The sequence below is a fragment of the Providencia rustigianii genome (assembly GCF_900637755.1).
GTDB lineage: Bacteria > Pseudomonadota > Gammaproteobacteria > Enterobacterales > Enterobacteriaceae > Providencia > Providencia rustigianii.
The window spans coordinates 264,643-277,241 of record NZ_LR134396.1 but is presented as its reverse complement, the minus strand read 5'-3'; the positions used below and the strand labels follow the sequence as shown (position 1 = coordinate 277,241).

At 43.4% G+C, this 12,599-nt stretch carries 12 protein-coding genes; 1 reads left to right on the top strand and 11 read right to left on the bottom strand.

Annotated features, from left to right (window positions below; genetic code table 11):
• Window positions 1-14: 14 nt before the first annotated feature.
• Window positions 15-893, bottom strand: coding sequence for a LysR substrate-binding domain-containing protein (locus EL244_RS01255; protein ID WP_126458210.1), 879 nt, complete (start codon window positions 891-893; stop codon window positions 15-17).
• A 154-nt stretch (window positions 894-1,047) separates the two neighbouring features.
• On the opposite strand from EL244_RS01255, the gene ampC reads away from it, so the two are divergent.
• The gene (ampC, locus tag EL244_RS01250; protein WP_126458208.1) at window positions 1,048-2,190 is read left to right on the top strand and encodes a class C beta-lactamase; all 1,143 of its coding nucleotides are present in this window, start codon (window positions 1,048-1,050) and stop codon (window positions 2,188-2,190) included.
• 275 nt (window positions 2,191-2,465) lie between these two features.
• Here the strand turns inward: ampC and hemN are convergent, their stop codons facing one another.
• From hemN to pstC, 10 genes are all read right to left on the bottom strand, one after another.
• A complete protein-coding gene (gene hemN / locus EL244_RS01240) occupies window positions 2,466-3,839 on the bottom strand; it encodes an oxygen-independent coproporphyrinogen III oxidase (protein ID WP_126458205.1) in 1,374 nt (457 codons plus the stop codon).
• 216 nt (window positions 3,840-4,055) lie between these two features.
• Window positions 4,056-4,574, bottom strand: a complete 519-nt coding sequence (gene yihI, locus EL244_RS01235) for a Der GTPase-activating protein YihI (protein WP_126458203.1) — start codon at window positions 4,572-4,574, stop codon at window positions 4,056-4,058.
• 387 nt (window positions 4,575-4,961) lie between these two features.
• On the bottom strand, window positions 4,962-6,296 hold the full coding sequence (locus tag EL244_RS01230) for an NCS2 family permease (RefSeq protein ID WP_126458200.1): 1,335 nt from the start codon (window positions 6,294-6,296) through the stop codon (window positions 4,962-4,964).
• 187 nt (window positions 6,297-6,483) lie between these two features.
• Window positions 6,484-7,236 (bottom strand): amino acid ABC transporter permease, encoded by a 753-nt coding sequence (locus tag EL244_RS01225; RefSeq protein ID WP_112835924.1) that lies wholly within the window; start codon window positions 7,234-7,236, stop codon window positions 6,484-6,486.
• 1 nt (window position 7,237) lies between these two features.
• Entirely contained in the window at window positions 7,238-7,990 is a 753-nt protein-coding gene (locus EL244_RS01220; protein WP_126458197.1) for an amino acid ABC transporter permease, read from the bottom strand.
• A gap of 76 nt (window positions 7,991-8,066) precedes the next feature.
• On the bottom strand, window positions 8,067-8,909 hold the full coding sequence (locus EL244_RS01215) for an ABC transporter substrate-binding protein (protein WP_006813821.1): 843 nt from the start codon (window positions 8,907-8,909) through the stop codon (window positions 8,067-8,069).
• 264 nt (window positions 8,910-9,173) lie between these two features.
• Entirely contained in the window at window positions 9,174-9,887 is a 714-nt protein-coding gene (gene phoU / locus EL244_RS01210; protein ID WP_039854596.1) for a phosphate signaling complex protein PhoU, read from the bottom strand.
• A gap of 13 nt (window positions 9,888-9,900) precedes the next feature.
• A complete protein-coding gene (gene pstB / locus EL244_RS01205; RefSeq protein ID WP_006813823.1) occupies window positions 9,901-10,677 on the bottom strand; it encodes a phosphate ABC transporter ATP-binding protein PstB in 777 nt (258 codons plus the stop codon).
• A 36-nt stretch (window positions 10,678-10,713) separates the two neighbouring features.
• Window positions 10,714-11,595, bottom strand: a complete 882-nt coding sequence (gene pstA, locus EL244_RS01200) for a phosphate ABC transporter permease PstA (protein WP_039854598.1) — start codon at window positions 11,593-11,595, stop codon at window positions 10,714-10,716.
• A gap of 1 nt (window position 11,596) precedes the next feature.
• Window positions 11,597-12,553, bottom strand: coding sequence for a phosphate ABC transporter permease PstC (pstC, locus tag EL244_RS01195; RefSeq protein WP_006813825.1), 957 nt, complete (start codon window positions 12,551-12,553; stop codon window positions 11,597-11,599).
• Between the last annotated feature and the right edge of the window lie 46 nt (window positions 12,554-12,599).

Here is a 12,599-nt window from a genome sequence, read left to right as displayed (position 1 = left end):
AGGCACCGATATGACTATCGTTTAGATTCCTCAAGTAACCAACTCCGAAAAATATTCATCGCTGGCGTCATCGGCTTGGATTTCAAACGGCTTAGCCAATAACCGCCGAGGGTCACGGAAATATCAAACGGTTGCACCACATCCCCCGCACTTAACTCACGCTCAAACATGCAGCTTGGGGCAATAGCTACGCTATCGGAAAATAAAGCGGCTTCAACCATTAAACGAGAAGAATCAAAAATCGGCCCTTTAACTCGCCATGGTTCAATTTTTGCTGCCAAAAACCACTTTTCCCATTCATCTTTGCGATAAGAGCGCATTAACGGATAGTTTTTCAAATCTGTAGGATGATTAAGTTGCTTGGCAATTTTTTCTGAACACAGCACCGTATGCGGTGCAGAAAATAACGGAGTATTGTCCACTAACGGCCATAGACCTTCCCCAAAGCGAATAGCAAAATCAGCCCCTTCTCCTGCTAAATTCACCACGTTATTATGGGTCATGATCCGTAAATCAATATACGGATAGAGTTCAGAAAAACGAGACAAACGCGGTAATAGCCAACCAACAGCAAAGGTTCCTACTACAGAAATATTCAACACTTCATGATAATGACCATCGTCAAACTGTTGTAATAGCGCTTCGATTTGATCAAAAGAGCGGCTTAAAACAGGCAATAAAGCCGAACCCTCATCGGTGAGAGCCAAGCCCCTTGGTAAGCGAATAAATAATTCCAGACCTAACTGCTCTTCCAGTAAACGAACCTGCTGGCTCACCGCTGCTTGAGTCACATTCAATTCCATCCCTGCGCGCGTAAAACTCAAATGGCGAGCAGAGGCTTCAAATGCTCTCAATGCATTCAGCGGTAATCGGTGACGGGAATTTTCAGCCATAAGATTTTCTTTTGCCTCATCGAATTTTATCTCGTTTTTAATTATTGAATTAAAACCGCATACTCCACCATCAGAGTCACACTTCCTACGGTTATAGCGCAAATTTTATCGCCCTCTAATCATAACTAAAACTTGCATTTAAATGGATATCGATATGAAAAATATTTTTCATCATGGGCAGACAGCTATCGCCCTTAGTTTGGCATTTGCTTCATTTTCAAGTGCTGCATTCACTCAACATGATGTGGATAGCATTATTAAGCCCCTGATGAAACAGCAGCAAATTCCGGGTATGTCTGTGGCTATTTCCGTCGATGGAAAACATTTTATTTATCACTATGGGATTCAATCCAAACAGACAAAAGCCCCTGTAACGGATAATACGCTGTATGAAATTGGCTCGTTATCAAAAACATTTACAGCAACCTTAGCGGCCTATGCCCAAGGACAAGGTAAACTCGATTTTTCTCAAGCGGTCAGCCACTATGTGCCAGAATTAAAAAATACGGTGTTTGATAAAGTGACAGTGATGAATTTAGCCACACATACCTCTGGCTTATCCATTTTTGTTCCCGATGCTGTGACCAATAGTGCCGAGCTAATCAGCTATTATCAGCAATGGTCTCCAGAAAAACCTACCGGACAATATCGCTCTTACTCCAATTTAGGTGTGGGATTATTGGGAATTATTACGGCAAAACAGTTGAATACCACATTCCCTGACGCCATGGAAAATACGATGTTACCGGCGTTAGGACTGAAACATACCTATTTACAGATTCCGCAAGATCAGCAGCAAAATTATGCACAAGGTTATAATAAGCAGCATCAACCTGTCCGAGTGACGCCACAAATACTGGATAACGAGGCTTATGGTTTGAAATCCACAGCCAAAGATTTAATTCGTTTTTTAGATATTAATATGCAAGTGGTCGATGTGAAGAAACCTTGGCAGGAAGCAGTGGAAGATACCCATACTGGGGTGTATATGACGGATTCGTTTGTACAAGATTTGATGTGGGAAAGCTATCCGTGGCCAGTTTCTTTGGCGCAATTACAACAAGGTAATCGCGATGATATGGCGTTGAAGCCTCAAAAAGTTGAAGCCATTCAACCGCCAATGCCACCAGAATCACGCGCTCTGTATAACAAAACGGGTTCCACGAGCGGATTTGCCACTTACGCGGTATTTATTCCAGAGGAAAAAATTGGCATCGTGTTGCTCTCCAACCAATGGTATCCAATCCCTGAACGCATCAACGCAACTTATCAGTTAATCGAAAAAGTGAAGCACTAGCCCCAGTGAAATATGCAGAATCTGGAATCTGGAATCTGGAATCTGGAATCTGGAATCTGGAGTCTGGAGTCTGGAGTCTGGAGTCTGGAATGTTTTAGATAACTATCTAACAAACATCCAATGTTCTAAATAGTTCGCGCTAGAGCAAGGCGGCAAAATTCGGATATCTCGGGGAGCATACAAAAGTATGTGACCCGAGTAGCCGAATAAAGCCAACGCAGCTATTGTGCGAAATATGACGAACATTACGCTACAGCACGAAATATGAAGAGTATTCAGATGACGCGGGAAAATTGACGAATACGCATTTGACTTCGTAAGTACACATCAAAACACATACACACATTACGGATCAGCAAACGCCCTTGTGGCGTGACCGTGATACCCGTTTCACTGATTTCCACCAGCCCATCATCCGCCATTGGCTTCAGTAACTCTAAATCTTCTTTAAAGTAAGATTTAAAATCAATGGGATATAGCGCTTCGATTTGTGCAAAGTTCAGCTGGAAGTTACAAATCAAGGTTTTGATAACATCTCGACGTAGGCAATCATCATCGGTTAATACCAACCCACGCCAGAGAGCATGCCCTTTTTCTTCCACTTGCGCATAATAGGTTTTTAAATCTTTTTGGTTTTGGGCATAGTTATCCCCCAGCATGCTGATCGCCGAAACCCCTAGTCCTAATAGGTCGCAGTCCCCTTGGGTGGTATAACCTTGGAAATTACGGTGTAAAATTCCTTCACGCTGTGCCACTGCTAGCTCATCTTCAGGACGAGCAAAGTGATCCATACCAATAAATTGGTAGCCATCCGAGGTCAGTGTTGCAATGGTTTCTTGCAGTATATCCAGCTTTTGCTCTGCGGTTGGTAGGTCTTCATCTTTGATTTTACGCTGCGCCGCAAACAAATTAGGTAAGTGGGCGTAGTTAAAAACACTCAAACGGTCTGGCGCTAGCTCGGCAACCTTTTTCAGAGTAAATGCAAAACTTTCTGGCGTTTGTTTTGGTAAACCGTAAATCAAATCGATACTGGTAGAGGTGAAACCGGTTTCTTTTGCGCGTTTGATTAACGCGAAAATAAATTCTTCGTCTTGCTCTCGGTTAACAAGAATCTGCACTTCTTTATTGAAATCTTGCACCCCCATACTCAAACGATTAAAGCCTTCACTACGTAGGTGGTCAATCATATCGAGTTCAATTTCACGGGGATCGACTTCAATGGACATCTCCGCATTCGGTGCAAAATGGAAATGTTTTTTCAGTAAACCAACTAAGTGGCTCACTTGCGCTTTATCGAGGTAAGTTGGTGTACCACCGCCCCAGTGCATCTGAGTCACGGTACGGTTTTTAAGTAATGCTGCTCGCTGAATAATTTCTTTTTCAATGACTTGTAAATACTCATCCGCCTTATGTTTTTGGCGAGTCACCAGCTTATTGCAACCACAGAAATAACAAAGTTTATGGCAAAACGGAATATGCACATACAGAGATAACGGGCGCTCAGGATAGCGCTGAGTGGCTGCAATAAAGGCCTGCTCATCGTAGTCTTGATTAAACTCTAAGGCTGTTGGATAAGAGGTATAGCGTGGACCCGAATAGTTATATTTTTGGATTAACGCAAGATCCCAAACGATATTTTGCTCTGACATTCATATTCCTCAATTGACCACAAGCTCGAAAGCATCACTATTAATTATGTCTCTTTAGATTATTTTTTGGCGATTTATGTAAAGAGTCTATACCGAAAAGATTATAGCGATGTTAGGAAAAACAGATCTGATGCAACATCAAAGAAAAAGAAGATTCGCGGAGATAGTGATAATTTTCCTCCCGTAATTTACAGGAGGAAAATTGAGGTGGAGAGATTATTTACTTTTTAAGATGCGCATAATGTCATCAAACTTCTCTTCTTCCTCTTCGTCACCTTCTTCTTCCACATATTCAATACCGAGGAGTTTCATCAACTCATCAATGCGGTCTAAGCAAGTTTCGATATATTTTTGCTCTTGCTCTGTGATGGTTTCACCCTCTTCGAGGCGTGCTAGTAAGCCATCTAAGCGATCATCGCTTTCTAGCATTTCCAGCTCTTTTTCTGGCGTCATTTTTTCTTTAACGACGACTTTTTCTTTCGCAACAGGGCGTGCAACTGGCTGGTTACCCTCCACAATTAATGGAATTGGCTTTTTGCTACCTAGGCGTGGGTCGGCCTGAGTATTTTGCCCATTTTTTTGACCATTTGAAGTGCCATCTTGGTTACGGCTACCAGACTTATGACCGCGATGTTTTTTCTCGCGCTTACGCTCACGACCTTCCGCGTTAATCTCTTCTTTTGTCTTGCGGTATTTTTTCTTCAGATTGCTGGTTGGTTTTTTTGGTGAATTCATGGTTTGCTACCTTGATAAAATCAGTTTCTGCTGCGGAATCTAGCAGGATCTCTTAAGCGGTGAAAGCACTACTTTGCAATTTAGGTGAATTTTCTCTCACTTTGCATTCGCAGCAGTACCTTAATGATTATACCTTAAATAATTCGAGTTGCATGCAAGCAACAAAAAGGGAGAGCCAGCTGAGGGGGTATTAATCTTCTAAATAGCTTTTACCTAAAGAAAATGATCACCTGATCACCATTCTAAGTTTCTTAAGTTTTCCAATGATCTAAATAATTCGAGTTGTGGCTAGGCGCCTAATGAGGTTATCTCGGGGAGCATACATAAGTATGAGACCCGAGTAGCCGAGAGAAGACAACAACGCCACAGCTTGAAGTATGACGAATATTAGGCGTCGACAAGAATCATTTTTAACAAAAACATAATCGCAACCAGTACGACACACAAGCTCAGATCACGCCAGCGCCCAGTACCAATTTTCATCGCACAATAAGCGATAAAGCCCAGCGCAATACCTTCAGTAATTGAGAAACTGAATGGCATCATGACCGCAGTGATAAAGGCAGGAACGGATTCGGTTAAATCATCCCATTTTACCCGCGTCAAGCTGGAGGTCATCAGCACCCCAACATAAATCAACGCACCCGCCGTTGCATACGCAGGAACCATGCCTGCCAGCGGAGAGATAAACATGGTCAGTAGGAATAAAACACCGACAACAATTGCCGTTAAACCCGTACGACCACCGACGGAAACCCCAGAGGAGCTTTCGATATACGCCGTCACTGAAGAGGTTCCCATCGCAGAACCTGCCACAGAACTTAAGCTATCAACATATAAAGCTTGTTTCATGCGGGGGAAAGTACCGCGCTCGTTAGTAATACCCGCCTTATCGGTAACCCCAATCATGGTGCCAGAGGAGTCAAACAAGTTAACTAACATAAATGCAAAAATAACGCCGGATAACGCGAGGTCAAATGAAGCAACAAATTCAACTTGCCCCACCACACTGGTAATACTTGGCGGCATTGAGAATATACCGCTATATTTTACATCGCCTAAAGCCAGACCAATCAATGTTGTGACCGCGATAGACACTAACACTGCGGCATGAATATTACGTGCAGCTAAAATAGCAATGATGAAAAAGCCTAATGCACCCAGCCAAACGTTATGGTGAGTCAAATTACCAATTGAAACTAAAGTATCTGGGTTTGCTACGATAATACCGGAGTTTTTCAATCCCATCATGGCGATGAATAAACCGATACCACTGGTGATCCCCACCCGTAAACTAAGAGGGATATTCGCGATAATCCAGTAACGAATGCGAAATAGTGTCAAAATAAAGAGACCGACCGCTCCCCAGAACACTGCTCCCATTGCCACTTGCCATGAATATCCCATGGCACCGACCACCACAAAAGCAAAGAAGGCGTTCAACCCCATCGCTGGAGCGACTGCGATTGGCAAATTTGCCAACAGACCCATAAAGATACTACCAATTGCCGCAATCAAGCAGGTGGTAACGAATACCGCTTTGATATCCATTCCCGCGACAGACAGAATTTGGGGGTTAACAAAGACGATATAGACCATCGTCAGAAAAGTGGTAAACCCTGCAACGATTTCTGTTCTAGCAGTAGTTCCGTGTTCTTGTAATTTAAACACGCGCTGAAACAGACCCTGTTGTTGCGAAGAGCCAGAAGATTGATTACTCATTTAAACATGCCTTAAAAAAAGTTTTTTTCGGCTAATGGTACAACTAAATGACAAAAAAGAAAACGATTGCGTCATTTTAATAGGCAATTTTGTCCTAACTAACTGATACTGTAGAGATGAAGAGAATTGTCTGGAAATTCAATTGTTGAATTTAATGGCGGCGATTATACCGCCATTTTTCAATTCACTAAGACAGTGCGATCAGTTTTTGATGTCGCCAAAATAATAGCCCTCGTTTGGCTGACCGCTGATGAACTGCATTTTTATCACTGAGTTTTTTGGCTATTTGATTCGCTATAATTTCGACCGATAAGCACATAACAAAATAAATAAATGCAACAAAGAGGAAAACTTCTAGCGGATAAACCATTTCGCGGTTATTCACCTGGGTAGCTAAGAATGACAACTCTGCCACTCCAACAATATAAGCAAGGGACGTATCTTTAATTAATGCCACCCATTGATTAATAAACGACGGCACCATCATTCTTAACGCTTGAGGCAGGACGATATACCCTAGCACTTGCCAGCGGTTAAAACCGAGAGACATTCCCGCATGCCACTGCCCTTTTCCTATAGCAAGAATGCCTGCTTTCACCGCATGCGCTAAGTAGGCAGACGTGATCAACGCTAATGCACAGACTACCGCCGTGATCCCTGGGATCTCCGTTCCGAGTACAACGGGCAATAAAAAATATGTCCAAAAAATCAGCATAATAACGGGGATCGCGCGGAAAAAACCTAAAACCGCAGCGAACAAATTTACCCAAAAACCGCGCAACATGGCTAATGCAATACCGCCTAATGTACCCAATACAACCGAAGCTGCACCCGCCACTAAGCTCATGATTAAGGTTAAAGCTGCCCCTTCTAGAGGGCCATCAGGATAAGCGCCAAACAGCAAATACTGCCAGTTATCTTCTATGACTGAAAAATCCATTTTATACCCCCTGAGCCAAATTACGTTGTTGTCGCCACTGTCCCCAACCTTCCATCAACGCAATGATTGCGATGTACAACACGGTAGCCAAACCAAAGGCGGCAAATGTTTGTAAGGATTGGCTGTCTACTTGGCGCGAAACATATGACAGCTCAGCAACACCAATCGCCATCGTCAATGAGGAGTTTTTTACCACATTCATATACTGTCCGAGTAATGGTGGTAGGGCAATTTTGACCGCTTGCGGTAAAACCACCAGCTTCATCGCTTGCCATGAGGTTAAGCCCAGCGCGAATGCCGCTTGTTTTTGTCCTTGGCGTACACCTCGAATACCAGAACGTACTTCTTCAGCAATAAATGGCACGGTGTACAGTGTCAATCCAACAAACCCAGCTAAAAATTCAAATGATGGCCAGCTTAGCACCACCCCAAAAAAATGGACTTCATGGGGAGTATTCAACCATTCCATCATCGATGCAGGTAAAATTTCTCCTGAGGCGAAATACCAAAAAAAGAGCTGCACCAATAAGGGCGTGTTGCGGAAAATTGAAATATACGCGCTCACAAACCAGCGCAATGGGGCAATTTGGCTATCTCTTGCAGAGGCAACAATGAAACCTAATAGTGTGGCTGCAATAATCGTGCAGACGGAAATCCAGACTGTCAGCAAAAAGCCATAGCCAAACCACTCTAAATATTGTGGTGCTAAGAGATGCGCAGACCAGAAGTCACCGCTAAAAAATGTCTCAAACATAATTGTGCCTCTACATAACTAACAACCCCTGCGTGATTGGCAGGGGTGTTTGGAAAATCTCAACAACCAATAATGATTAAGATTGAGGTTGCTGCTGACTCAGTGGTGCAAATTTAAACTCTCCGCGAGGTTGAGCGGCTTTAGTTTCAGGTCCAAACCAACGGTTATAGATTTCGTTCGCTTTGCCCTGTTTTTCCAATTTCAGCAATGTTTCATTCACGCTTTCAACTAAGCGAGTTTCCCCTTTGCTTGCTGCCAGTGCCTGATACTCTTTTGTCAGGCTAAAAGGTGATATTTCAAAATCAGCTTTGACTTTTTCCGGTAAGTTACCTAATAAACCCACCAGTTTGGCATCATCTTGAGTGATCGCTTGGACATTACCATTACGCAGTGCAGCAAAGGCCTGTGGAGTATCATCATATGAAATGACTTTGGTATTTGGGAAACGTTCACGCAGAGTCACTTCCTGCACAGTACCTTTATCCGCACCAATACGCAGAGGAGCAATATCTTCAGGGGTTTTCAGTACACCTTTACGGGCAATAAATTTTTGTCCTGTCGCAAAATCAGGAATGGAGAAATCCACCTGCTTTGCACGTTCGTCGGTGATCGTGAAGTTAGCGCCGATCAGGTCAACTTTACCGGAGGTTAGTAGTGGAATACGGTTGGCAGGGTTGGTTGGGCGTAGTTCTAATTTTACACCAAGGTCATCGGCGATCGCTTGGGCGATATCGATATCATAACCGGCTAGTTTTTTTGTTTTAGGATCAATAAATCCGAATGGGGGATTACTGTCAAAAACTGAAATGCGGATCACTCCCGCTTGTTTAATATCATCTAATTTGTCTGCGCTAGCGACATTCGCTGTCAGCGCCAGACCTGCAACTAAAAGTGCGGAAGTAAGAATACGAGCTTTCATTGAATACCCCTAACGGTAAATTTTTGTAAATCGACCATCACAAGCTATCAACTATTTCTTAGCACTTGAAATAATATTAAATAATATATTTATATCAATTTGGAATATATGGAGACATAAAAAAGGGGTAAATATCCATCGGAGTGACCCCTAAAATGAAGCAAGATTAAGACTCTTATTGAGCCAAGAAGAAAGATGGTAAGCACGAGTAGTGGCTAAGCCAAATACCGCCAACCTAGCCACTACTCGATGAAATAAATTTTTTTATTTGTTGGTAAGCATCTTGTCTAAATTATCCCCATCCACATGGCGGAAATCCTGACCTTTAACATAGTAAAAAATAAATTCACAAATGTTTTGGCAACGATCGCCGATGCGTTCAATGGAGCGCGCACAAAATAGTGCCGTCAATACGCTAGGTATGGTGCGCGGGTCTTCCATCATATAAGTCATTAGCTGACGAACAATTCCCTCGTACTCTTGGTCCACCTTTTCATCTTCACGATAAATTCGGATAGCCTCTTCCAAATCCATACGCGCAAATGCATCTAAAACATCGTGAAGCATTTGGACTGTATGGCGACCTAATGATTCTAGGCTAACTAATAATGGCTGATGCTGATGAGAGAATTTCTCCAGTGCGGTTTGGCAAATTTTATCGGCCACGTCACCGATTCTTTCCAACTCAGCGATGGTTTTAGAAATTGCCATAATCAAGCGTAAGTCACTTGCCGTTGGTTGGCGTTTTGCAATGATTTTGACGCATTCTTCATCGATTGCCACTTCCATCATGTTGACTTTGTGGTCATTGGCAATCACTTCTCGCGCTAGGGCCTCATCCTGATTATGCATCGCAGTGATCGCCTTGGTGAGCTGTTCTTCTACCAGCCCTCCCATAGTCATCAACTCAGTATGGATATGTTCCAGTTCAGCGTTGAACTGCCCTGATATATGTTTGTTGTGATTCAGCGTATCCATCGTCGGCTCCATATCAACCGTAGCGGCCAGTAATATAATCTTCAGTTTGTTTCATTTCTGGGGTGGTAAACATTTTGTCGGTATTATTAAACTCAACCAACTCACCCAAGTACATAAATGCCGTGTAATCAGAGCAACGTGCGGCTTGTTGCATGTTGTGGGTCACAATCACCACGGTATACTCTGATTTTAATTCAGTGATCAGCTCTTCGATACGCCCAGTTGAAATTGGGTCCAAAGCGGAGCATGGCTCATCGAGTAATAAAACTTCTGGACGAATTGCGATACCACGAGCAATGCACAGACGTTGCTGCTGTCCGCCAGAAAGGCTGTAACCGCTTTGGTGTAGCTTGTCTTTGGTTTCATTCCATAATGCGGCTTTTGTCAGCGCCCACTGCACTCGTTCGTCCATTTCCACACGAGATAATTTTTCAAACAGACGTACACCAAACGCGATATTGTCATAAATAGACATTGGGAATGGCGTAGGCTTCTGGAACACCATTCCGACTTTAGCACGTAGCAATGCAATATCTTGCTTGTCCGTTAGGATGTTTTGGCCATCCAGTAAAATTTCACCTTCAGCGCGCTGCTCGCCATACAATTCGTACATTTTATTGAAAGTACGCAGCAAAGTTGATTTTCCGCAACCTGATGGACCGATAAACGCGGTGACTTTGTTTTTTTCAATATCCAAAGAGATATTCTTCAGGGCGTGAAACTTGCCATAGAAGAAGTTAAGGTCACGAACTTTAATTTTACTGTTTGTAATGTCGTTTGCATTAATCATGGTTACTTCTCTCTATAAATCTTTATTCGTCTGGGATTAGTGTTTTTTCTGTGCAAACACTACACGCGCAATAATGTTGATTAACAGGACACATAAGGTGATTAGAAGAACCCCTGCCCATGCCAGATCTTGCCATTCTGAGAATGGACTCATCGCAAATTTAAAAATCGTCACGGGTAAGTTAGCAATTGGCTCGCTCATGTCGGTGCTCCAGAATTGGTTCGACAGAGAAGTAAACAGCAGCGGTGCGGTTTCCCCCGCAATACGCGCGATTGCCAGCAAAATACCGGTGATAATCCCAGATACAGATGCTTTTAATGTAATCGATAAAATCATTTTCCACTTCGGTGTGCCCAGAGCATAAGCAGCTTCTCGTAGGCTATCCGGTACGAGCTTCAACATGTTTTCTGTCGTACGGATAACAATTGGAATTTGCAGTAATGCCAACGCAATCACACCAGCCCAACCAGAAAAGTGCTGCATTTGAGCGACCACAATGGTGTAGACGAACAAACCCACCACAATTGATGGTGCAGATAATAAAATATCGTTAATAAAACGGGTAACAGAAGCTAGCCATGATTTACGACCATATTCCGCTAAATAGATACCCGCTAAAATACCTAATGGTGTACCAATCACTGTTGCCCACAGGATTAATAAACCGCTTCCCATAATGGCGTTTGCCAGACCCCCACCTTCCGTATTGGGAGGCGGAGTCATTTCGGTAAACAGATTGAGGGACATACCATCAATCCCTTTGGTTACCGTTGAGTATAAGATCCAAACTAACCAGAACAGGCCAAATGCCATCGTGAGCATGGAGATAACCAGCGCCATTCTATTGATTTGGCGACGCCACGCTTGGCGGCGAGCACGTTCTTGCTGGTTAACGGCGATAGGTTCATATGTTGACATACTAGCGGCCCTCATTCTTCGCAAGACGCATTACCATCAGTTTGGAAATCGCCAGAACGATGAAGGTAATTACGAATAGAATTAAACCAAGTTCCATTAACGCAGCGGTATGTAAACCACTTTCCGCTTCTGCGAACTCATTCGCCAGTGCAGAGGTAATACTATTACCCGGCATAAACAATGAAGGACTATCGAGCTGGTAAGTGTTGCCGATGACGAATGTGACGGCCATGGTTTCACCGAGTGCACGACCCAAGCCCAACATCACCCCCCCGATAACCCCATTGCGGGTATAAGGTAAAACAATATTCCAAATCACTTCCCATGTAGTACAACCAATACCGTAGGCTGACTCTTTCATCATCACAGGAGTTTGTTCAAACACATCACGCATAACAGAGGCGATGTAAGGAATAATCATGATAGCGAGGATAATACCTGCCGCAAGAATACCAATACCGAATGCCGGACCAGTGAACAGCTCCCCAACAATAGGAATACTCGACATCACGTTGCCGACAGGTTCTTGGAAATATTCTGCGAATAATGGAGCGAAGACGAAAAGCCCCCACATACCATAAACAATACTTGGGATTGCAGCGAGGAGCTCAATCGCAATACCTAATGGACGTTTTAACCAGTTAGGTGCTAACTCTGTTAAAAACAGCGCGATACCAAAACTGACGGGTACGGCGATGATCAGAGCAATCAATGAGGTAACAATGGTGCCGTAGATTGGTACTAATGCACCAAATTGCTCAGCAGGAGCATCCCACTCTTTGTTCCACAAAAACGAAAACCCAAACTTCTGCATACTTGGCCAGGATGCAAAAATGAGGGAAACAATAATACCGCCGAGCATGAGGAGAGTAATTAGCGCGGCAATCTTTACCAGTGCGCTAAAAATCACGTCACCCGATTTGCTTGGGGCTTTAAATGCCGTTATTTTTTCGGCCATGCGCTTTGTTCTCATTCCATACCTACTTCACAGTAGGGTTACGTTA

Bases quoted from the DNA above. Each gene is read 5' to 3' on its own strand.
- EL244_RS01230 (WP_126458200.1), bottom strand. From the start codon at position 6,296: ATGAGTAATCAATCTTCTGGCTCTTCGCAACAACAGGGTCTGTTTCAG.
- EL244_RS01255 (WP_126458210.1), bottom strand. From the start codon at position 893: ATGGCTGAAAATTCCCGTCACCGATTACCGCTGAATGCATTGAGAGCA.
- pstA (WP_039854598.1), bottom strand. From the start codon at position 11,595: ATGTCAACATATGAACCTATCGCCGTTAACCAGCAAGAACGTGCTCGC.
- yihI (WP_126458203.1), bottom strand. From the start codon at position 4,574: ATGAATTCACCAAAAAAACCAACCAGCAATCTGAAGAAAAAATACCGC.
- hemN (WP_126458205.1), bottom strand. From the start codon at position 3,839: ATGTCAGAGCAAAATATCGTTTGGGATCTTGCGTTAATCCAAAAATAT.
- pstB (WP_006813823.1), bottom strand. From the start codon at position 10,677: ATGATTAATGCAAACGACATTACAAACAGTAAAATTAAAGTTCGTGAC.
- EL244_RS01225 (WP_112835924.1), bottom strand. From the start codon at position 7,236: ATGGATTTTTCAGTCATAGAAGATAACTGGCAGTATTTGCTGTTTGGC.
- EL244_RS01215 (WP_006813821.1), bottom strand. From the start codon at position 8,909: ATGAAAGCTCGTATTCTTACTTCCGCACTTTTAGTTGCAGGTCTGGCG.
- pstC (WP_006813825.1), bottom strand. From the start codon at position 12,553: ATGGCCGAAAAAATAACGGCATTTAAAGCCCCAAGCAAATCGGGTGAC.
- EL244_RS01220 (WP_126458197.1), bottom strand. From the start codon at position 7,990: ATGTTTGAGACATTTTTTAGCGGTGACTTCTGGTCTGCGCATCTCTTA.
- phoU (WP_039854596.1), bottom strand. From the start codon at position 9,887: ATGGATACGCTGAATCACAACAAACATATATCAGGGCAGTTCAACGCT.
- ampC (WP_126458208.1), top strand. From the start codon at position 1,048: ATGAAAAATATTTTTCATCATGGGCAGACAGCTATCGCCCTTAGTTTG.